The following is a 19,775-nucleotide window of genomic DNA, read 5'->3' as shown; positions in this document are numbered from 1 at the left end:
TTTTCACACCGTACGCTTTCCTTTCAGTCTTTCTGTACGGTGTCATTTCCTGTTTTTACACCGTACGCTTCTTACACAAGCTATCTATACGGTGCAGGTATCCATATTCCTTTTTACACATTCCATTTGAAACAGTTATCTATATGCAATAAAATAATTTTAAAAAAGGAGGTTTCAAGCATTTATGAGTGCTAACGTAATTCGCATCGAAACAGAAAATGATTCGCTGTTTCTTAAAGATAACGAAATTCATATGTTTGCAAATGCGATCGAATATGTATACAAACCATCTATAATCAAAAAAATGGCCATTATCACATCAATAAAAGAAAATGGCAGTATCGAAAAGTCTTTAGTTCTATATATTGGTGCCGACACTGAAATATATATAAAATCCAATCATAAATGCTTTCAACCTTTTTTATTTAATCAGATTAGAACAAAGTTACCAGTGAATTCTAAAAAGATTCTTGATGCCTTGGCATGCACAAGTAACAATACATCTATGATATACAATTATAAACAAGGTGTTCTCTCTTTAGTTTCTTTTTCAATTTGGGTTCTTTCAATTGCCATTGTTATTACTTCAGATAGTTTGTCTTCTAAGATTATACTTGTAGCATTGGGAATAAATATTATAGGATTTGTACTTGATATCATTGCGTATTTAGATAATCCCGATAATAAGTTTGCAGTTAATGTTATGACAGTGTATATAGTAAACTATGGACTTGTTATATCTCTGGCAATTCTATATTTTACATGTATAGACGCACTCGACGCAGCAGTCAACGCTACAATTAAACATTTCTGCGGTTCATGCCAGAGTATGCCATAAGTACTCTACTAAAAAGGAAGATTTTTGCCCATGTATAGGATAATGATGTTATCTGCAATATTTTTTGGCTTTTCTACCGCATCAGGTCTGCAAAAGAAAAAGAATGTTCCATTGAGAATTATAGGCTTGTCCGTTGTATTAGAAATGATCCTGTGTATGTATATGTCATTCATAGGATATCTTGTGATCACAAAAGGACGAACTATCGGCCTTAACAGTACAGGAGCTGCCCTGGGCATGATCTTGGGCGTGCTTATTTTTTCCAAGATAACTCCTCAGTACAAAAAAGTGTTTTTCGAATCCTATGTGATAGTCTTGCCTTTAATGTACGGACTTGGAAAAATCGGATGTGCTTTTGCGGGATGCTGTGCGGGTATTCCGTTTAACGGTTTCATGCGTGTACACACCACCAACGGCAATCTGTTTCCGATTCAAAAGTTGGAAGCGGTAGTTTTTCTGCTTCTTTTTGCAGGTTCTCTGCTATTATATTTCAAAGATCGTTTTAATCCATCACACGCAGTAATCATCTATTGTATAGCAAAAATCGCGCTGGACTTTCTAAGGATCGGACATGTCGATCACTTAATAACCACCAATCAGATAATGTGTGCCGCCATTATGGCATTTTTTATCCTCTACACATCAAAATCATCATAATCCCCATTATCATAGCCGCCGTAGCTATCGTATTCCTTGATCTTGTCGGTAGCTCTTCTGTTGAATTGCTGCTTGAACTTTTGCTGCTTGAACTTTTGTTCCTTAAGCTTTGCTTTTGCCTTTTCTTTTGCCTTCGCTTTCTTTTTGCGCTTCAGCATAAGCTCTTCTTCATCATCTTCTTCCTCTTCTTCGTCTTCGTATTCTTCATCCTCGTCGTCGTAATCATCGTACTCTTCGTATTCCTCGTCCTCCTCATTCCTGATAAAGAGTGAGAGTCCGCGAAGATGATGCATTATAAATATCGCAACGAGTATGAATATATCGGTATATAAAAGACCTACGATATAGTAATTTTCTTTTATCAAATATCCCAGTTTAAAGCCTATAACACTTAAGATGCCCGATAAAAGAAGCGCAAACACAAGTAAGAGCCCGTGTTTTATCGCGCCCAGTATCGCGTATATGAAATCAACAAAAGATGCATCGAAATACACGAATCTACCTATCATCAGTCCGAAATAATACATCATGATAGGACTATACTGCTCTTTGCTGACGGTAGCATCGCCAAATGTAGTAAAGCACGTCAAAACAATGATCGCATAGAACATTCCGAGCATTCTTACAGAAGCCTTATCTTCCTTGGAAATTCGTCTAAGAGGGATGATTATCTTATCAAGAACCGTGTTTATAAAACAGGTCATGGAAATAAGGAATAAAAGCAGGAAATCCTTGTTTTTATCCCATTGATAATAGAACCACTTAATCCCCATCGGCATACTGCCCATTTTCTTAGCCTGATAGAGAGGTGTCAGAAGTTCAAAAATATGGTTACAGATTATATATGCGCACGCAAATAATATTACCGATGTACTCGATATCATCATCTCGAAAAAGAGCTGCATATTATCTACAGTGCGTCTTTTAAACTCATCATGTCTTTCGCTGCTGTGAACAAGGCATACGGACATTCTGGTTCCAAACATTATGATCAAGCTGATGATCAGTAAACCGGCAAATGCCATCCCCAGAAAAATAAGCTGTTTAGCTCTGTTAAAATCCGGGTTTATATACTTATCAATCGTCATATGTCAAAAAATTCCTCCGTCAGATCATACTATATATGTTACCATATTTTTATCTTTTTCGCTCTTTTTTTAACATATTTTTTTGACATTATTCTAAAAAAAGGATAAACCTTTTAGAAGATAGCGTAAATGATTCTTTACAAGTTCACGGAATATAAACTACAATATTATTATAGTTCTGAAATATCAATACACCAAAAACGCGAAGGAGGCAAGAATGTTGGAAGACAACTTTTTAACCGGTGAGCAAATGGATACTATCGGTGAGATTGCCAATATCAGCATGGGTAATTCCGCAACTACTCTTAGCTTAATGGTAAATAAAAAAGTCGATATCACTACTCCAAGTGTAAAACTTATAAAGAGAAGCGAAGCTTTGGATGATTACGAAAAGACCTGTATTTTCGTGCAGATTCACTATGTAAAAGGTCTTGAAGGAAATAATGTCCTGATTCTTAAAGAACACGACGTAAAAGTCATGACAGATCTTATGATGGGCGGAGACGGTACAAATACGGCCGGCGAGATTTCCGATCTTCATCTTTCAGCCGCTTCGGAAGCAATGAATCAGATGATGGGTACGAGTGCAACCTCTTTATCATCTATGCTCGGCGTTCCCACAGACATCAGCACTCCTATCGTAAACAGGATTGATGTTGAGAGTATCAAAGTTTTCGAGAAAATGTTTGATACTACATACGATAAATTTGTTAAAATAGCTTTTAGGATGACAATCGGCGATTTAATTGATTCCGTTATGGTACAATTATATCCGATACGATTCGCAAAAGATATGTGCAACAAATTTTATACAAAGGAAAACGCAGAGAACAATGAATAAGGCAGAAACACTTGAGATCAAAAAGCAATTTACACCGGACAGGTGTACTATCGACCACATTTGCGGATGCTATGTGGATCACGACAAGAACAAACTATTCACTTTCAGAAAAGCCTTCGGACAGCTTCCGGAGGAAGAGATGTTCAAATATCTCGATATTTTCCAGCATACTCTTGCAGGAACTTTTGGCAAGAATCTGATCAGTCTTGAGTTTCCTCTTGACCAGGAACAGCCGGGAGGTACTCAGGACTTTCTTTTGACCTTGAGGAATTCCCAGCTTCAGGATGACGAGCTTGTAGATGAATTCTACGAAAAGATAATCGCCAACTATGTAAACGGCGAGAATTACTACATCATCCTCGTTCACGCAGCATATGACATTCCGGGAATCACAAGCGATGGTATCGAGATGGAGGATGCGTCAGAGAACGTATATGACTACATCCTTTGCAGCATCTGTCCCGTTAAGCTTTCAAAGGCAGGACTTGGCTACAACGAGAAAACAAATGTGATCGAAGAAAGATTCAGGGACTGGATCGTAGACGGTCCTACAAAGGGCTTCCTATTCCCTGCTTTCATCGAAAGAGACACGGATATTCACAACATGCTCTACTTCACCAAGAAGCCTGATGACCTTCAGCCTGAATTTATCGAGGCAATGTTCGGCGGAAGAGCTCCTTTGGCAGCTCCTGAGCAGAAAGGCATCTTTGATACGGTTGTTCAGAATACGATCGGAGAAAATGCCGATTACGACATAATGAAGAATATTCACGACAACTTAAATGACATGATTGAAGATCACGCAGACGATCCGGAGCCTCTTGAGCTCAATAAGAACGACGTTAAGCAACTCCTTCACGACAGCGGCGTTTCGGATGAGCGTCTCGGCTACTTTGAAGAAACCTACACAAAGTGCGCAGGTGATGAGGACTACCCTCTCCTTGCAAGTAACATTGCACATACCAAAAAGTTTGATATCGAGACTCCAAATGTTGTCATCAAGGTAAAACCTGACAGAACCGACCTTGTTGAATCCAAGATCGTCGACGGCAGACAATGCCTTGTAATCGCAGTTGATGACCACATCGAAGTAAACGGAATCAACGTAAGAACATTTATGGACAGATAAAACTACGAATTGTATACAAAAACGAGCTTACTTTTCTTTTTATTTAGAAAAGGCAAGCTCGTTTTTTGGACCTTACGCCCTATAAGTAAATTTCAAATTTTTTCAAAAAATAGATAATCCCGATTGTTTCGACGGACGATTCCGTATCTCTAAACTCAAGGATTTGGTAATCAATTAATAATTCATACTTTTAAGCATTTCGATAGCGGTCTTATGTCTTCCATCGGAACCGGGATACTCGTACTTCTTAAGAAGACGTTCCCTCATCTCCTCAGGATGATTATATAATTGATCCATAATTCTATCAAAAGCTTGTCTCCATTCGCCCATACTAATGTACCTCCATTTGACAAACAACGATAGCGTGTACAATAGTATATTATTTTGGAGATTTGTGCAATCGGTAATTCAACCAAAAATATGAAATGTTTTTATACCAACTTCTATCCTATAGTTCAGATTGCCGCAATAGCCTTCTTCGGGCACTTTGAAACACATGTATCACAATGTATGCATTTATCCTGATCGATACTTGCCACATTATTCTCTACAACGATTGCTCCCGTAGGGCAATCTCTTTCGCACATATGGCATCCGATACATCCCACTTTACAATACTTGTTTACATATTTACCCATATCCTGCGACTTGCAGGCAACAGCTTCTCTTGCATCGTATGGTATGAAATCGATAAGGTGTCTCGGACAAATATCAACGCACTTTCCACAAGCCTTACACTTTTCCATATCCACCACGGCAACACCGTTCACTACATGTATTGCATCAAACTTGCACACAGATACGCAGCTTCCGCCGCCAAGACATCCGTATCCGCAAGTCTTCGAACCGCCTCCCGGAGCCTGTGCCTGGAATCTGCAGTCATCTGCTCCCTTATATTCATACTTCTGGGTTGCCTGCTCGCAATCGCCGCTGCAATGCACAAATGCAACCATTCTCTTTGTCTTTTCAGCCTTAACGCCCATTATCGCAGAAATTGCCTGCGCTACCGGTGCACCACCGACAGGGCACTGATTTACAGCTGCTTCCCCCTGAGCTATTGCCGTCGCACATCCCGAACATCCGGGATATCCGCAACCTCCGCAGTTATTGCCGGGAAGCGCTTCCAGGATCGCAGCTTCTTTTTCATCAATATCGACATGGAGCTTCAGATCTGCAATGCCAAGGATAAATCCTATTGCAACTCCAACGCCTGCAACAACTATCGTTGCAATGATTATTCCACTGATCATAAGTCATTCTCCTTCTTTCAGCCAAGATTTGTAATTATTACTTCAAAGCTGAAAATCCCGTAAATGCGATTGCCATAAGTCCCGAAGTAAGAAGCACAAGAGGCATTCCCTTGAAGCTCTCCGGTATATCATTGTACTCCATCTTCTCGCGAAGTCCTGCCAAGATAACTATCGCAATTGTAAAACCAACGGCTGTTGAAAAACCGCAGACCGTACTCCCTTCGATGGTGTAATTGTTTGTAACGTTGTTAAGTGCAACACCGAGAACCGCGCAGTTTGTTGTTATGAGAGGAAGATACACACCAAGCGCCTTGTACAGTGAGACCATATATTTTTTCAATATCATCTCAACAAACTGAACAAGCATCGCAACAACAAGAATAAACACGATTGTCTGTAAGTATCCGAGATCAAAAGGTTTAAGAACAAACCAGTAAATAGTACTACATACAAGTGATGAAAGAGTCATTACGAAAATACATGCGCCGCCCATTCCAAGCGCGGTGTCAATTTTTTTGGAAACACCAAGGAACGGACAAAGGCCGAGGAACTGACTCAAAACAACATTATTTATAAGAGAAGCGGAAAGTATGAGTACCAGAAATTCCATTATTGTATCTCTCATTATTTTTCAGCCTCCTTCTTTGCTACATTTGATTTCATTTTGTTCATTGCCGCAATAAGGAAAGCAAGTACAAAGAACGCTCCCGCCTGCTGAACGAAAATGCTGACAGGTTGATATTTAGTAAGATATTTTCCCACAATTCCAGTAATAACCGTATCAGGGCCAAGAACCGGAACATTAAATGCTGTTCCCGCACCGATAAGCTCTCTAAAAAGACCGATAACTGTAATAGCGCAGGTAAATCCTATTCCCATTCCCACTCCGTCAAAGAACGAAGGTACAATTCCGTGTTTACTTGCATACGCTTCCGCTCTTCCGAAAATGATACAGTTAACAACTATAAGCGGTATATATACACCGAGCGCTTTATTAAGTGTCGGCACATATGCCTGCATAAGAAGCTGAACCAATGTAACAAAAGATGCGATTACGACAATAAACGAAGGAATCCTGACCGTAGCAGGTATAATCTTTCTTAATGCCGAAATTACCGCATTACTGAGTGCCAAAACAAATGTAGTCGCAAGTCCCATTCCGAGTCCGTTTGTGGCGGAAGATGTAACCGCAAGGGTGGGACACATACCGATCATAAGTACTAATGTAGGATTCTCAGCAATGAGACCGTTAAAAAATCTCTCGGCGGGAGAATCTTGTTCCAATCCAAGCGCGCCTTTCTTTATATCTTTGCTCATTGCTTTGCTCCTTTCTTAAGTGCTTTTTCAAAATATGCGTTGGCAACATCTACACCATCGGTAATTGCCTTAGATGTAATCGTCGCTCCGGAAATCGCCTCTATCTGAGAACCGGAATCCGAAAGCTGTCCGGACTTTACAACTGAAAATTGTACAGCGTTTTTACCCGCAAACTGAGGTGCAATGATCTTTTCCGCATTCATTCCAAGTCCGGGTGTCTCCGCGATTGAAATAATGGAGATTCCGTTCATCTTGCCACCGTTTGTTATTCCGACAGTGAATATAATTGAATCGCCATAACCTTTGGTTTTCATCTGAATTACATATCCGAGCAGATTCCCGTTCAGATCAAGTGCCTGCTTTACACCCTGTAAGCGAACTCCCTTGACAGCGAGTTCATCATACACATCTTCCAATATTTCTTCATCCCATCTGATATCATTGAATGTGATCGCATCACTGAATACGGACTGATTGGCTTTGTTCTGCGCCAACATATCCTGATATGCTATCGGATCTTTTGTAACCTGATATACAAGTCCCAAAAGAGCTCCCGCAACCAAAGTGATGATAAAAAGTATAAAGGCGTTTTTGATCATGCCAAAAAATTCTCTCATGCTTTCATCGCCTCCTTTTTAGCTTTTCCCCTGATTCCGAATGCCCTCGGAATAGTTACTCTCTCAATAAGCGGAACCAAAAGATTTCCGATTATGATCGCATACGAAACGCCCTCTGCATTTGCTCCAAAAATACGGAAGAGTCCTGTCAAAAGACCTAAGATGATTCCGTAAATATATCTTCCCTTCGGGGTAATGGGGCAGGTTACATAGTCTGTTGCCATAAAAAATGCACCGAGCATAAGTCCGCCGCCCGAAAGATGTGCGGCAATGTATCCCCAGTTAAATCCATATTCTCCAAACAAACCTACAAAAGCCACAAACGAAACGATATAACTGAAAGGAATAACATAATCGATTACTCCGACAGCAAAAAGGATGATTGCTCCGATAACAATGCAGATCATTGATGTCTCTCCTATTGTTCCCGAAGTGTTTCCTATTATCATGTTCTTGATATCAACCTGAACGCTGTTCTTAAGGTTAAAAAGCGGTGTTGCTCCCGAATATGCATCACAGTTAAAGTTTGTCATTATTGCCGGAAAAGAGATCATCAAAAAGCATCTTGCACCAAGAGCAGGATTCATGAAATTCTGTCCCACACCTCCGAAAAGTTGCTTGACCATAACGATCGCAAAAGCTCCTCCGAGCACAGGTACCCAGAGCGGCACTGCCGGCGGCAGGTTAAGTGCAAGAAGCAATCCTGTGACCACAGCGGTAAAATCATTTATAGTGATAGGCTTACGAAGCACCATAGAGCTTATGATCTCGGAAGCAACGCATGATGCGATTGAAACTCCGATCAAAAAGATACTGTAAACACCAAAATTATATATTCCATATCCGGTAGCAGGAAGAAGCGCAATAAGTACCCAGATCATAATATTCGAGGTCGTCACGCTTGATCTTACATGCGGATTGGATGACACCTTTCTCAATTTTTCCATCAAAATGTCCCCCTTACTTTTTCCTATTTGCAAGCTGAATTTTTCTCATACCTTTGATCAGCTGAGTAAGCTGTCTCCTCGCAGGACAAATATAACTGCAGCATCCGCACTCGCAACATTCCATTCCGTATAACTGAAGGAATTTTTTCTCATCGTTATGTTCTACCGCATCGGCAAGATTCTTGGGAATGAGTCTTTCAGGACACACTTCAACGCACCTTGCGCAGTTAATGCAGGCCGACGGTTCAAACTGTGAAACGGCATCTTTTGTAAGGCATGTAAGCGCAGATGCAGTCTTTGTAGTGGGAACATCAAGATCAAATATGGCAAATCCCATCATGGGACCACCGGAAATAATCTTGGCAGGCTCCTTGTAAAAGCCTCCGGCATCATCTAAAAGCTGAGTGTAGCTTGTTCCTATTCTTACTTTGTAGTTTCTGGGATTTGCAACGGCATCTCCTGTGATGGTAACGATTCTCTCCATCAAAGGTCTGCCCTCTTTTACAGCTCTGCAGACAGCACAAAGTGTATCAACATTATCAACGATACATCCCGCATCCGCAGGGAGCATTGATGAGTTGATCTCTCTACCCGTAACGGCATAAATGAGCATACGCTCAGCGCCCTCGGGATATTTAGTCTTTACAGCCTTTACGCTGATATTTTCTAAGTCCTTTGTAAGATCTCTGAATATCTTGATCGCGTCCGGCTTATTATCTTCAATCGCAAGTATTCCTCTGGCATTAGGGAAAATGCTAACGGCAATCTTCAGTCCTTCCAAAAGCAGTTCAGGTTCCTCAATCATACGCCTGTAATCGGAAGTCAGATATGGTTCACATTCTGAGCAGTTAGCAATTACATAATCGATCTTATCGGGTTCCTTCGGTGAAAATTTAACAGCGGTAGGGAAACCTGCACCTCCCATACCTACCACGCCGGCCTCTCTGACAGCCTCGATCTTGTCTTCAGCGGTCATCTCGTCATAGCGCTTACGCGGTCTGAATCTCACCTCTTCATATCGTTCATCGTTCTCAACGATAATACTCTCACACATAGCTCCCGTAGCAAGTCGTCTCGGTTCAATCGCGACAACAGTACCGGAAACAGTTGCATAAATAGGCGCAGACACAAAACCGTTTGCCTCCGCAATCTTCTGTCCGGTCAAAACATGGTCTCCTACGGCAACTATGGCCTTTGCCGGTGCACCAATGTGCTGTGACAAAGGATATACCAAGTCTCCTTTTGGTAGCACTGATTTTATGGGCTTACCCTTAGTTAACTCTTTGCCTTCATAAGGATGTATGCCGCCCTTAAAAGTACCTTTTGCCATTTCCTACCCTTCTTTCGATTGTTTTAGAAAAATATTTACCTGAATAGATAATTTCAGATTGGTTTTTATACCACTGCTTTAATTGTATCAAATTTTTAATCAAAATTAATGATTAATCTCAAAAATTGCGGATATTATTTTAACAAAATACTGCTTTAGTTTTTGTGGTACAATTATTTATAAGGTGATTTTTGAAAGTAGGTATAACTTAGCATGAAGAAAAGTGTCAAAAACATCACATTTTCAGACGATCATATCATCCACAAACTTCCGCAGATGCTCGGATGCAGCAATGACGACATATTATTTATAGATATAGAAACAACCGGCCTTTCTCCCAGAAACTCAGACATTTATATGATAGGCCTCTCTTATTGTGAAAACGATTCCTGGCGAATTGTCCAGCTTTTTGCAGAAAACACGGCCGAAGAAGCCCATATTCTCAAGGTGTTTGCCAGAAATTACGGCAATCACTCCAAGATAATCAACTTTAACGGAGACAGATTCGATCTTCCTTTTTTAAAAAACAAGTTTGATAAATATAAGATTACAAATCCCATCGAAGATGCAGATTCAATAGATCTTCAAAAGATCATACGTCCTTATCAGGATCAGCTTGGTCTCATAGATTGCAAACAGAGAACAATCGAGATGTACCTTGGTACCACAAGAAAGAATAAACATAACGGCAAAAGTCTTTTGCCCATTTATGCTTCATATAAAAAGACAATGGCAAGGCAGCCTCTTGAGATTCTTTTCCTTCACAACTATGAAGACGTAAAAGGAATGTTTGCTCTGTTACCGATGTTCCTCTTCCTCAAGTTCTTTTCACTTTTCAGGAACATGCCCGAAACATCGATCAAAACGGATGAACCAATTTCGCCCGAGAATTATCTTGCCTCCGATTTGCCGGATGAAGAAACTGTTCTTCCCGTAAAAGCAAAAAAGGTTCAGGCCAATTATTACAATGATTATGAAGGCAATCTCAAGAAAGAAATATTCATGAAGCTCGAGCTTCCCTTTGCACTGCCGTCTTCTTTGACAGGACATCTTGATGACTGTTATTTCAAGACAGACAAGGATGAAGCGATCTTAAGAGTTCCTATATATGAGGCGGAGCTTAAATATTACTATTCCAATTACAACGATTACTACTATCTTCCAAAAGAAGATACGGCAATCCACAAGTCAATCGCATCATTTGTTGACAAGAAGTACAGGGAAAAGGCTAAGCCCGATAATTGCTACACCAAGAAAAGCGGGCAATATCTGAGAGAATGGGACCTTGTATTCACACCCTTTTTTAAGTCAGACTACAAGGATGAAAGAATATTCTTCGACCTCAATGCTAATCTTAAGCAAAGTCGCTTTGCTTTAAGTGTATACGCATCGCACATAATTGCACATATTCTTGAAATCTAAAAGGCTTTCGCACCGGATAAGTGTGAAAGCCTTATTTCTTGTTAAATAGTATATTTACTTTAGTTCAAGGGTCTTTCGTAATAGAAAGAGTTCTTTCTTACGTAACCCATATCCTTATAATTTATGATCTGTTCTGTGCTTCCGATAAAGAGTATTCCGCCTGGAGCAAGTGAATCATAATATTTTCTGAATATCTCGTCCTTAGCTTCTTCAGTGAAATAAATAAGCACGTTTCTGCATACAAGGAGATGACAATCCTTCGGATACGGATCTCTCAAAAGATCTGCCTGCTTGAAAGTAACTCTTGATTTAATCTCATCGGATACCTTCATCTTTCCGTCAGCAGTTTCTTCAAAAAACTTGGTCTTAAATTCTGCCGGAACGCCGGCAACTTCCTTTTTATCGTAGATTCCCGCCTTAGCTTTTGCAAGAACAACCGCATCAAGATCGGTCGCGAGAACGTTTATCTGATTTAACGGCATGTGCTTTGAAAGCATCATAACAATAGTATATGGCTCATCACCTGTAGAACAAGCAGCGCTCCAGATCTTGAGATTTTTGCCAAACTTATTCATAAGTTCGGGAACCATCTCTTTATCCATCAAATTCCACTGATCTGCATTTCTGAAGAATTCAGAAACATTGATAGTAAGATAGGATACAAAAGAATCAAGCGCCTCTCTGTCCTTCTTTATAAGATCGGCAAAACCATCATAGCCCTTTACATCATACTTCCCTATGAGGGTATCGATTCGCCTCTTCATCTGTTTTTCTTTATATGAATTGAGGTCAATCTTAGTCAGATCATAGACTGCTTTTTTAAACCACTCATAATCATATGCCATGGATAATCCTCCTGATTCTTTTTCTTTTATTTTATTATAGTGCGAATTGTATGTAAAATTAAAAAAAAATAAAAACCGGCATTTCTGCCGATTTTTATTTTTATATGATGTTTAGAAACTATTAGTTCTCTTCCTGTTCCTGCTCTGCGATAACCTTATCGATATCTACAGAAACAACATCTCCGCTCTCGGCCTCTTCTTCCTTCTCAGGAGCGAACATAGCCTTGATTGAAAGGCTGATCTTCTTCTCCTCTTCATTGAAGTCTACAATCTTAGCTTCAACTTCCTGGCCAACCTTAAGTACGTCAGCAGGCTTCTCAACATGCTCCTTAGCAATCTGAGAAACATGAAGAAGTGCGTCGATACCGGGCTCAAGCTCTACGAATGCACCGAAATCAGTCATTCTTGCAACTTTACCGGTTACAACATTACCTACAGCATACTTAACTGTAGCATCCTTCCAAGGATTCTCGTTGTCGAACTTTCTTGAAAGCGCGATTTTGCTGCCGTCGATGCTCTTAACGAGTACCTTAACAGTGTCACCGATCTTGAATGCTTTCTTAGGGCTCTCAACACGTCCCCAGCTCATCTCTGAAATGTGAAGAAGTCCGTCTGCTCCGCCAAGATCGATGAAAGCACCGAAATCTGTAACGTTCTTTACAACGCCTTCTACAACATCGCCAACTTTGATTGAATCAAAGAGCTTCTTAGCCTGCTCAGCCTTCTCTGCTGTAACAAGCATTCTTCTGTTACCGATGTATCTTCTTCTCTTAGGATTGTACTCAGTAACAACAAATTGGATCTCCTGATCCTGATACTTTGAGAGATCTTTCTCATAACTATCGGAAACAAGGCTTGCAGGTATGAAGATTCTAACTTCGTCAACAACAACTGTAAGTCCGCCCTCGAGAACCTGTACAACCTTAGCTGTAAGAACTTCCTTGTTATTGAAAGCTTCTTCGATTCTCTTGTTTCCTCTGTCGATAGCGAGTCGCTTGTATGAAAGAATAACCTGTCCATCTGCGTCGTTTGTCTTGAGCACTTTGACATCCATAGTGTCACCGACTTTGACTACAGTTGTAAGGTCAATACTGTTATCGTTGCTATATTCGTTCTTAGTCAAGATACCATCGGACTTGTAACCAATGTTAAGAATTATCTCGTCAGGCTTAACGTCAATAACAGTTCCCTCAACAACCTCCCCCGTGTGAATTGTTTTGAAAGATGCGTTAAGCAACTGTTCAAAAGTTTCTTCTGACATAATTCTGAACCTCCTCAATAATGTTCTTTGGGGTTGATGCCCCGGCGGTAATCCCCACTAGTTTAACCGCTTCCTTTCTCTCTAGATGCAAGTCATCCAGTGTCTGAATAAAATATGTTTTGGCACATTTCTGATTGCAAATTTCGTATAGTTTTCTCGAATTTGAACTATGTGCCCCTCCGATCACTATCATCACATCTGCCTTGGATGCAATGTCTTCTGCTTCGGACTGTCGCTCGTCAGTAGCGTTACATATAGTATTCACAATATTAATATTGTAACCGTTATTCCCAAAGATTTCAACGGTTTCTTGAAATTTATTCTTGTTAAATGTAGTCTGAGAAACTATAGTATACTCTTTTTCTCGGTCACCACGGAACTTTTCGGCACTTTCGGGTGAATCGATAACAAAAACTTCACCATCGGCATAACTCACAATTCCCTCGACCTCGGGATGATTTGCACTTCCGACTACTATTATGGATTTGCCTTTCCCGCTTTCCTCAGAAACTATCTTATGTATGCGCTTTACAAAAGGACATGTCGCATCAATGATCTCAAGCCCCGTCGCAGCTATTTTTTCATGAACTTCCCTGGTAACTCCGTGAGATCTTATAACTATTATCCCACTTTTTATTCCCTCAAGTTCATCAACGGACTCAATGACCTTAACGCCCTTTTCCTCCATATCTTTTACAACTATCTCATTGTGTATTATGGGGCCGTATGTGTATATATTCATTCCCGGGTTATTCTTTATCTGCTCATAAACGGTATCTACCGCCTTTGTAACACCAAAACAAAAACCCGCATGTTCAGCCAGGATTACTTCCATCTGTTTCCTTTCAAACGCCCTTATAGAGCTCAATAATCTTATCTTTAACTTCCTCGATCGTCATATCCGAAGAATCAAGAAATACCGCATCATCTGCCTGCTTAAGCGGAGATATATCTCTGTGCATATCCCTGTAATCTCTGTCTATAATGTCCTTTTCGATTTCTTCGAGATTGCAATCAACCTTCTTTGCAACAAGTTCCTTGTATCTTCTCTCCGCGCGCACACGTGAGCTTGCTGTAAGATAAACCTTAAGGTCCGCACCGGGAAGCACCACTGTTCCGATATCCCTTCCGTCCATTACGACATCAGTCTTCTCGGCGAGCTTCTGCTGAAGTTCCACAAGTTTCTCTCTCACGGCTGCATTTACACTTATTGCGGAAGTCATGTTTCCCACTTCCTCTGTTCTTATAAGTCCGTTTACGTTTTCGCCGTTTAAATATACAACCTGCTCGTTGTTTTCATGCTTTATTGTAATATCGGCCTCTTTACAAGAACCGGCTACCTTTTCGCTTTCATCTGCGCCAATTCCGTTTTTTAACATGTAAAGAGCCATTGCTCTGTACATAGCGCCTGTATCCACATAAATAAATCCAAGCTCCTGCGCAACCTTTCTTGCGATTGTGCTCTTTCCCGCTCCCGCAGGTCCGTCTATAGCAATACTTCCAGCCATTGTAACAATTTCCTCCTAAAAATTAACCGTTCATTCCGGCGCTTTCTCCCGCAAGTCGTCCCGTAGACCATGCAACCTGCAGATTAAATCCTCCGGTCTCGGCATCGATATCCAAAACCTCTCCCGCAAAAAATAGCCCCTTAACAAGCTTTGATTCCATCGTTGAAGGATCTATCTCTTTGACATTGACACCACCTCTTGTGATTATCGCTTCATTAAAGTTTCGCGTGCCCACAACCGTCATCGGCACACTCTTTATGAGCTTTACAAAGCTTAGTCTCTCCTCTTTGGTGATATCATGAACCGCTTTTTCGGGATCGATACCTGAGAGATTAATCATAACAGGAATAAGCTTTGTTGGAAACAGTCCGCCCAAAGCATTCTTAAATTGCTTGTTTATAGCACCTTCAAAATCCCTGAGAATCCTTTTATCAAGCTGTTCCTCGGAAAGAGCGGGCTTAAGATCAAGCAAAAGCCTTGCATTTGCATTCTCTTCATAGTGACAGCTCGCCGTTAGAACCAGCGGTCCGCTCACTCCAAAGTGTGTAAAGAGCATCTCTCCAAAGCCGTCATATACTGGCTTGTCCGCCTTTTTCTTTTTACCGGCAGACTTTTCTTTTTCTTCTTTTTGGGACAAAAAGAGCTTTAACCCGACATTCTTAAGTGACAGTCCCTGCAGATCCTTGCACCAGTCCTCTTCTATCACAAACGGAACAAGTGAAGGCACTGGTTTTACAAGCGAGTGTCCAAGATTCTTCGCAAACTTGTAGCCGTCTCCCGTAGAACCTGTAGAAGGATATGACACGCCTCCCGTGCACACTATCACACCGTCAAACTCTTCTCTTGTGATTGGATCACCTTTCTTTGAATATGTTATCGCAGAAACCACGCCTCCGCTGCTTTCCACAGATAAAACTTCCGTATCGAATATAACCTTTACACCGGCTTTTTTTACGGCGTTGTAAAGAGTCCTTATTATATCGGATGAGTGGTCTGAAACGGGAAATACTCTGTCTCCGCGCTCAACCTTCAGCTTACATCCGTTATTTTCAAAAAAGTCCATAACAGCGCTGTTATCATATCCGTACACTGCGCTGTACAAAAATCTCGGATTTCTTTTGACGTGTCCAAAAAAATCTGTGACATCACAGGCGTTTGTTACGTTGCAACGCCCCTTGCCCGTTATGTAGATTTTTTTCCCGGGCTTTTCATTCTTCTCAAAAACAGTGACGCTCGCGCTGCTCTCCGCAGCAGCAAGCGCCGCCATCATCCCGGCTGCCCCGCAGCCGATAACCGCTATTTTTTTCATATACTGCTAATCCTTAAACAAATCAAAACTAAACTTATGCCGGACTATCATCTTTTGCAATGATATTTCCGAGCATCATCGGATCGTCGGAAGCAAAATCTATCTCGTCGTTAAGATAAACCTGATAATTATTCCATGCCTCTTCCAACATCTTAAGGTCCGCCTTCACCTCGTTCGGCCTTCTCATACAAAGCGCAACCACGAGGGCATTTATGACACTTAACGGTGCCACAAGCGAATCAACTATCGATGCCATCTCACTTCTTGCAAGAAGATTGCAGGAAGAATAAAGATTCATGGGTGAATGAACGGAATCCGTAATTGTTATAACCTTCGCATTCCTGTCATTGGCAAATTCCATGCACTTAAGAGTTCTCATGGAATATCTCGGGAAACTGATACCTATTATCGCATCCCTGTCGCCTATCCTTATCATCTGCTCGAACATTTCCGAGACACTTGTAGTTTTGATTATAACATTATTACCTCTGATCATGTTGAGATAAAAATGTAAAAAATCTGCCAAAGGCTCACAACTTCTTATACCAACTATATAGACCGTCCTCGCCTTTAAGATGATATCAACAGCCGTCTTAAAAGCCGCCACGTCTATATTGTTAATGGTATTCTCGATATTTGCCATATCGGACTGAAGGATTGTCGAAAGAATCTCACCTTCACTGCTTTTCCCAAACTTTCTTCCGACCTTTTCAACGGAGCCGAACTTGTCGCTCACCCACACCGAAAGTGCCTTCTGGAAAGCAGGATAGCCGTCATATCCAAGACTCATGGCAAATCTGACAACAGTAGATTCACTCATACCCACGATCTTGCCAAGCTCAGCAGCCGTCATAAACACAGCCTGCTCATAGTGATCGCAGATATAAGTCGCAATTGACTTCTTGCCTTTACTCATCTTGGAGTAACATTCATTTATTCTTGTTATTACATCTTCATCATTTTCAAATTTCATAGACTGAATGCCTTATACGCCGATTCAAGCATAGAAACTGAAGTTGCCTCATCAAGATCGTAGTCACCTGTAACCGCCATACAGCCTGCTCCGTGAATATATATCCACATCTTCATAAAAAGCTGCTGTGCGTTGCTAATGCCGTCATCAGACGCTCTTTTGATCTCTTTTACAACGTTTTCTTTTGAACCGTTTACAAGATCATACATACTCTTCTTCTCGTCACCCTGTTCGGATACAAAAAGAAGTTTAAATAAATAGGGGAATTTCTGGGCGAACCCAATATAAGCAAGACCGAGGTCCACAAACGGAACCTCATGATTTTTGGAACAATCGTTGTAGTAATCTTCATAGTATGCGGCCGCCTTGTCATAGACATCTTTCTTAAGCGCATCCATACTATCATAAATACGGAAAATAGGCTGTGTTGAACACCCTGCCGCCGCTGCGAGCTTCCTGGACGTTATCTGCTCGAAACCTTCTCTCTTGGTAATCTTAAATGCTGCATTTACAATCTCTTTTTGCGTAATTGTCGCTTTCCTGGACATACAATCCCCTCCCAACATAATTCTGCATAGATTCATATAAAAGCATGCGTTATCATTTTACAGAATTAACGATAGAGTGTCAACGAATTTCACTACTGTCCAAACATTACCTGGTCTTTAAAAAGATTTCCTCATCTGCTGCAACTTTATCCAGAGGATATATCTGCATATACTCATCCATGAGACTCTTTGCACCTGCAAAATCTCCCTTATACTCATATGCACATATTCTGTTAAACATCAGCGCCTGCTGCACTGCGCTGTCATTAAGTCCTATTGCGGCATCAAAAGTAACGATTGCTTCCCCAAAAGCATTTCCCGCCTCTTCTTCATTGCCGGAATCCAGATAGAATCTGCCCTTGTTGATCTGGCACATACCAAGCTGATTACTGATATTTGCACTCTTTGAATTAGACTTCAAATATTCCTTATAAACGCTGATAGCATAGTCATACTGCTGCAATCTCTCATAAGACTGGCCCAAAAGAAGCACTACAGACTCTTTCGTATCATGTCCGCCGTTCTCTTTGTTGGCTTTACTGAGATAATTCTGCGCCTCAGCATCGTTTCCGAGGTAAAAATACATTTCACCCTTCTCGAAATTGGACATGGTTTTCTCGCCACTGTCAAGCGCATGCTGAAGTATGTTCTTGGCCTTATCTTCCTTGCCGTTTTCAGCATATGCCTTGTAGATCATTACTATCATGGAATAATCTTTGTCATTAAGACGGATTGCGCTGGTGAAATCTGCATCTGCGTTTTTCTCCTCACTTTCGCCCGCCTTAAGTTCGCATACTCCCCTGAGGTAATATGCGGTCGGATCTTTGTCTCGAAGACTCAAAATGGCATCATAGATTCCTTTTGCCCTGTTGAAATCCTCGAGTTTCATATATGCCTCGGCAAGGTAATAGTTGGTGTCAAAATCCATATCATCAACTATTCCGTCGTCCGCAGCAAGAGAAGCCAGAAACTCCTGTGCTGCCTCTTCTTCTTTATCACTGTATAAGTATGCTATTCCTCTGCCCCTGTGGACAAGGCACGCGTCTTCACCGTCCTCTTCAGCTTTATCAAAACTTGCCAATGCTTTTGCATACTCATGACTGTCTATGTAAGCAAAACCGGCATCAATACCATGTCTGCCTGCAAAAGATCCGCATCCGCTCAGAGTAACAGAAATACATATTGCGCCCGCAATAATCCTGTACTTCACATTTAACCCCCTAATTATCCCAAATATGCAATAACCTCTACTTCACAAAGAACATCCTTGGGAAGCTTTTTAACTGCCACACAACTTCTTGCAGGCTTTCCTGTGAAGTATTTCTCATATACGCCGTTAAATGCCGCAAAATCACTCATCTCTGCAAGGAAGCATGTTGTCTTAATAACATGCTCATAGTCTGTTCCGGCTGCCTTAAGAATCTCACCGATATTCCGGCATACTCTCTCTGTCTGATCTTCGATAGTTGTTGTGTCGATCTGACCTGTCACGGGATTGATCGGAATCTGTCCCGATGCATAGAGAAATCCTCCTGCCTTTATTGCCTGTGAGTAAGGTCCGATAGCCGCCGGAGCCTTATCTGTAACAATGTATTCAATCGTATGTTCGCTCATTTTGTAAATCCTCCTCAAAAAATATAATTTTCTATTTATTCGTTCTCGCCTCCAAATACTGCGGTAACGTAGAAACCTCTCGCGTTCTCCTCGACCTTCGTAACAACTCCCTCTCGCTCAAGCATGCGCTCTCTGAAAGGAAAATTACCCGACATGGCAAGTGACGGATCTATCGTATAATAATAATTGCTCGGAAGTACACCCTCCGTGACCGTGACATGATCACCTTCTTTTAACAGTCCCGGTCGTTCCATTTTAAATGACATTTCTCTAGACATTTT

The 19,775-nt window shown here is 41.1% G+C and carries 23 protein-coding genes; 5 read left to right on the top strand and 18 right to left on the bottom strand.

All coding sequences use genetic code 11. The features are described from left to right. Positions 1 to 184: 184 nt before the first annotated feature. Both DL92_RS0115040 and DL92_RS0115030 read left to right on the top strand, forming a co-directional pair. The gene (locus tag DL92_RS0115040) at positions 185 to 838 is read left to right on the top strand and encodes a hypothetical protein (RefSeq protein WP_026668175.1); all 654 of its coding nucleotides are present in this window, start codon (positions 185 to 187) and stop codon (positions 836 to 838) included. Positions 839 to 868: 30 nt separating this feature from the next. Further along, the gene (locus DL92_RS0115030; protein ID WP_081816928.1) at positions 869 to 1,495 is read left to right on the top strand and encodes a prolipoprotein diacylglyceryl transferase family protein; all 627 of its coding nucleotides are present in this window, start codon (positions 869 to 871) and stop codon (positions 1,493 to 1,495) included. Here DL92_RS0115030 and DL92_RS0115025 read toward each other — a convergent pair. Next, positions 1,474 to 2,583 carry a hypothetical protein gene (locus DL92_RS0115025; RefSeq protein WP_026654127.1) on the bottom strand — a complete coding sequence of 370 codons (1,110 nt, stop codon included), beginning with the start codon at positions 2,581 to 2,583 and terminating at the stop codon, positions 1,474 to 1,476. The two genes, DL92_RS0115030 and DL92_RS0115025, sit on opposite strands and share 22 nt — an antisense overlap. A gap of 217 nt (positions 2,584 to 2,800) precedes the next feature. Here DL92_RS0115025 and fliY point away from each other — a divergent pair, with 217 nt between their 5' ends. Next, positions 2,801 to 3,424, top strand: a complete 624-nt coding sequence (gene fliY, locus DL92_RS0115020) for a flagellar motor switch phosphatase FliY (RefSeq protein WP_081816927.1) — start codon at positions 2,801 to 2,803, stop codon at positions 3,422 to 3,424. Then, positions 3,417 to 4,553 carry a DUF4317 domain-containing protein gene (locus DL92_RS0115015; RefSeq protein ID WP_026654125.1) on the top strand — a complete coding sequence of 379 codons (1,137 nt, stop codon included), beginning with the start codon at positions 3,417 to 3,419 and terminating at the stop codon, positions 4,551 to 4,553. Before fliY ends, DL92_RS0115015 begins: the two co-directional genes overlap by 8 nt. A gap of 174 nt (positions 4,554 to 4,727) precedes the next feature. Here DL92_RS0115015 and DL92_RS21150 read toward each other — a convergent pair whose 3' ends face one another. From DL92_RS21150 to rsxC, 7 genes are all read right to left on the bottom strand, one after another. Further along, a complete protein-coding gene (locus DL92_RS21150; RefSeq protein ID WP_155833834.1) occupies positions 4,728 to 4,883 on the bottom strand; it encodes a hypothetical protein in 156 nt (51 codons plus the stop codon). A gap of 125 nt (positions 4,884 to 5,008) precedes the next feature. Continuing rightward, positions 5,009 to 5,803, bottom strand: a complete 795-nt coding sequence (locus DL92_RS0115005) for an RnfABCDGE type electron transport complex subunit B (protein ID WP_026668172.1) — start codon at positions 5,801 to 5,803, stop codon at positions 5,009 to 5,011. Positions 5,804 to 5,840: 37 nt separating this feature from the next. After that, complete coding sequence (locus tag DL92_RS0115000; protein WP_330365530.1) at positions 5,841 to 6,428, bottom strand: electron transport complex protein RnfA; 588 nt, start codon at positions 6,426 to 6,428, stop codon at positions 5,841 to 5,843. Next, a complete protein-coding gene (gene rsxE / locus DL92_RS19615; RefSeq protein WP_081670795.1) occupies positions 6,428 to 7,120 on the bottom strand; it encodes an electron transport complex subunit RsxE in 693 nt (230 codons plus the stop codon). Before rsxE ends, DL92_RS0115000 begins: the two co-directional genes overlap by 1 nt. Beyond that, positions 7,117 to 7,737, bottom strand: a complete 621-nt coding sequence (locus DL92_RS0114990; protein ID WP_026654122.1) for an RnfABCDGE type electron transport complex subunit G — start codon at positions 7,735 to 7,737, stop codon at positions 7,117 to 7,119. Before DL92_RS0114990 ends, rsxE begins: the two co-directional genes overlap by 4 nt. Continuing rightward, positions 7,734 to 8,684, bottom strand: a complete 951-nt coding sequence (locus tag DL92_RS0114985) for an RnfABCDGE type electron transport complex subunit D (RefSeq protein ID WP_026654121.1) — start codon at positions 8,682 to 8,684, stop codon at positions 7,734 to 7,736. The genes DL92_RS0114990 and DL92_RS0114985 overlap by 4 nt, the downstream gene beginning before the upstream one ends. 13 nt (positions 8,685 to 8,697) lie before the next feature. Next, positions 8,698 to 10,014: an electron transport complex subunit RsxC gene (rsxC, locus tag DL92_RS0114980; protein WP_026654120.1), complete on the bottom strand. Its 1,317-nt coding sequence runs from the start codon at positions 10,012 to 10,014 to the stop codon at positions 8,698 to 8,700. Positions 10,015 to 10,227: 213 nt separating this feature from the next. On the opposite strand from rsxC, the gene DL92_RS0114975 reads away from it, so the two are divergent. After that, positions 10,228 to 11,436, top strand: a complete 1,209-nt coding sequence (locus DL92_RS0114975) for a ribonuclease H-like domain-containing protein (RefSeq protein ID WP_026668171.1) — start codon at positions 10,228 to 10,230, stop codon at positions 11,434 to 11,436. A 59-nt stretch (positions 11,437 to 11,495) separates the two neighbouring features. On the opposite strand, the gene DL92_RS0114970 is transcribed toward DL92_RS0114975, so the two are convergent. The 10 genes from DL92_RS0114970 to DL92_RS0114925 all read right to left on the bottom strand — a co-directional run bounded on the left by DL92_RS0114970 (position 11,496) and on the right by DL92_RS0114925 (position 19,772). Continuing rightward, entirely contained in the window at positions 11,496 to 12,281 is a 786-nt protein-coding gene (locus DL92_RS0114970; protein ID WP_026654117.1) for a CheR family methyltransferase, read from the bottom strand. Between the two features lie 121 nt (positions 12,282 to 12,402). After that, positions 12,403 to 13,542 (bottom strand): 30S ribosomal protein S1, encoded by a 1,140-nt coding sequence (gene rpsA, locus DL92_RS0114965; RefSeq protein ID WP_026654116.1) that lies wholly within the window; start codon positions 13,540 to 13,542, stop codon positions 12,403 to 12,405. After that, positions 13,523 to 14,377 (bottom strand): 4-hydroxy-3-methylbut-2-enyl diphosphate reductase, encoded by an 855-nt coding sequence (gene ispH, locus DL92_RS0114960; RefSeq protein ID WP_026654115.1) that lies wholly within the window; start codon positions 14,375 to 14,377, stop codon positions 13,523 to 13,525. The genes rpsA and ispH overlap by 20 nt, the downstream gene beginning before the upstream one ends. A 10-nt stretch (positions 14,378 to 14,387) precedes the next feature. Beyond that, complete coding sequence (gene cmk / locus DL92_RS0114955) at positions 14,388 to 15,050, bottom strand: (d)CMP kinase (protein ID WP_026668170.1); 663 nt, start codon at positions 15,048 to 15,050, stop codon at positions 14,388 to 14,390. Between the two features lie 22 nt (positions 15,051 to 15,072). After that, positions 15,073 to 16,359: a BaiN/RdsA family NAD(P)/FAD-dependent oxidoreductase gene (locus tag DL92_RS0114950; protein WP_026654113.1), complete on the bottom strand. Its 1,287-nt coding sequence runs from the start codon at positions 16,357 to 16,359 to the stop codon at positions 15,073 to 15,075. A gap of 34 nt (positions 16,360 to 16,393) precedes the next feature. Beyond that, positions 16,394 to 17,332, bottom strand: coding sequence for a MurR/RpiR family transcriptional regulator (locus DL92_RS0114945; protein ID WP_026654111.1), 939 nt, complete (start codon positions 17,330 to 17,332; stop codon positions 16,394 to 16,396). Further along, on the bottom strand, positions 17,329 to 17,880 hold the full coding sequence (locus DL92_RS0114940; protein ID WP_026515001.1) for a TetR/AcrR family transcriptional regulator: 552 nt from the start codon (positions 17,878 to 17,880) through the stop codon (positions 17,329 to 17,331). Before DL92_RS0114940 ends, DL92_RS0114945 begins: the two co-directional genes overlap by 4 nt. A gap of 106 nt (positions 17,881 to 17,986) precedes the next feature. Further along, positions 17,987 to 19,090, bottom strand: a complete 1,104-nt coding sequence (locus tag DL92_RS0114935) for a tetratricopeptide repeat protein (RefSeq protein WP_026654110.1) — start codon at positions 19,088 to 19,090, stop codon at positions 17,987 to 17,989. A 14-nt stretch (positions 19,091 to 19,104) separates the two neighbouring features. Continuing rightward, positions 19,105 to 19,494, bottom strand: a complete 390-nt coding sequence (locus DL92_RS0114930; protein WP_034469447.1) for a RidA family protein — start codon at positions 19,492 to 19,494, stop codon at positions 19,105 to 19,107. Positions 19,495 to 19,529: 35 nt separating this feature from the next. Continuing rightward, positions 19,530 to 19,772, bottom strand: a complete 243-nt coding sequence (locus DL92_RS0114925; RefSeq protein WP_026654108.1) for a hypothetical protein — start codon at positions 19,770 to 19,772, stop codon at positions 19,530 to 19,532. Positions 19,773 to 19,775 lie beyond the last annotated feature (3 nt).

This window comes from Butyrivibrio sp. AE2005, assembly GCF_000686965.1.
Classification (GTDB): Bacteria; Bacillota; Clostridia; order Lachnospirales; family Lachnospiraceae; genus Butyrivibrio; species Butyrivibrio hungatei_A.
This window is presented reverse-complemented; position numbering and strand designations above follow the sequence as displayed.

Bases quoted from the DNA above. Each gene is read 5' to 3' on its own strand.
- DL92_RS0115040 (WP_026668175.1), top strand. From the start codon at position 185: ATGAGTGCTAACGTAATTCGCATCGAAACAGAAAATGATTCGCTGTTT.
- DL92_RS0115030 (WP_081816928.1), top strand. From the start codon at position 869: ATGTATAGGATAATGATGTTATCTGCAATATTTTTTGGCTTTTCTACC.
- DL92_RS0115025 (WP_026654127.1), bottom strand. From the start codon at position 2,583: ATGACGATTGATAAGTATATAAACCCGGATTTTAACAGAGCTAAACAG.
- fliY (WP_081816927.1), top strand. From the start codon at position 2,801: ATGTTGGAAGACAACTTTTTAACCGGTGAGCAAATGGATACTATCGGT.
- DL92_RS0115015 (WP_026654125.1), top strand. From the start codon at position 3,417: ATGAATAAGGCAGAAACACTTGAGATCAAAAAGCAATTTACACCGGAC.
- DL92_RS21150 (WP_155833834.1), bottom strand. From the start codon at position 4,883: ATGGGCGAATGGAGACAAGCTTTTGATAGAATTATGGATCAATTATAT.
- DL92_RS0115005 (WP_026668172.1), bottom strand. From the start codon at position 5,803: ATGATCAGTGGAATAATCATTGCAACGATAGTTGTTGCAGGCGTTGGA.
- DL92_RS0115000 (WP_330365530.1), bottom strand. From the start codon at position 6,428: ATGAGAGATACAATAATGGAATTTCTGGTACTCATACTTTCCGCTTCT.
- rsxE (WP_081670795.1), bottom strand. From the start codon at position 7,120: ATGAGCAAAGATATAAAGAAAGGCGCGCTTGGATTGGAACAAGATTCT.
- DL92_RS0114990 (WP_026654122.1), bottom strand. From the start codon at position 7,737: ATGAGAGAATTTTTTGGCATGATCAAAAACGCCTTTATACTTTTTATC.
- DL92_RS0114985 (WP_026654121.1), bottom strand. From the start codon at position 8,684: ATGGAAAAATTGAGAAAGGTGTCATCCAATCCGCATGTAAGATCAAGC.
- rsxC (WP_026654120.1), bottom strand. From the start codon at position 10,014: ATGGCAAAAGGTACTTTTAAGGGCGGCATACATCCTTATGAAGGCAAA.
- DL92_RS0114975 (WP_026668171.1), top strand. From the start codon at position 10,228: ATGAAGAAAAGTGTCAAAAACATCACATTTTCAGACGATCATATCATC.
- DL92_RS0114970 (WP_026654117.1), bottom strand. From the start codon at position 12,281: ATGGCATATGATTATGAGTGGTTTAAAAAAGCAGTCTATGATCTGACT.
- rpsA (WP_026654116.1), bottom strand. From the start codon at position 13,542: ATGTCAGAAGAAACTTTTGAACAGTTGCTTAACGCATCTTTCAAAACA.
- ispH (WP_026654115.1), bottom strand. From the start codon at position 14,377: ATGGAAGTAATCCTGGCTGAACATGCGGGTTTTTGTTTTGGTGTTACA.
- cmk (WP_026668170.1), bottom strand. From the start codon at position 15,050: ATGGCTGGAAGTATTGCTATAGACGGACCTGCGGGAGCGGGAAAGAGC.
- DL92_RS0114950 (WP_026654113.1), bottom strand. From the start codon at position 16,359: ATGAAAAAAATAGCGGTTATCGGCTGCGGGGCAGCCGGGATGATGGCG.
- DL92_RS0114945 (WP_026654111.1), bottom strand. From the start codon at position 17,332: ATGAAATTTGAAAATGATGAAGATGTAATAACAAGAATAAATGAATGT.
- DL92_RS0114940 (WP_026515001.1), bottom strand. From the start codon at position 17,880: ATGTCCAGGAAAGCGACAATTACGCAAAAAGAGATTGTAAATGCAGCA.
- DL92_RS0114930 (WP_034469447.1), bottom strand. From the start codon at position 19,494: ATGAGCGAACATACGATTGAATACATTGTTACAGATAAGGCTCCGGCG.
- DL92_RS0114925 (WP_026654108.1), bottom strand. From the start codon at position 19,772: ATGTCTAGAGAAATGTCATTTAAAATGGAACGACCGGGACTGTTAAAA.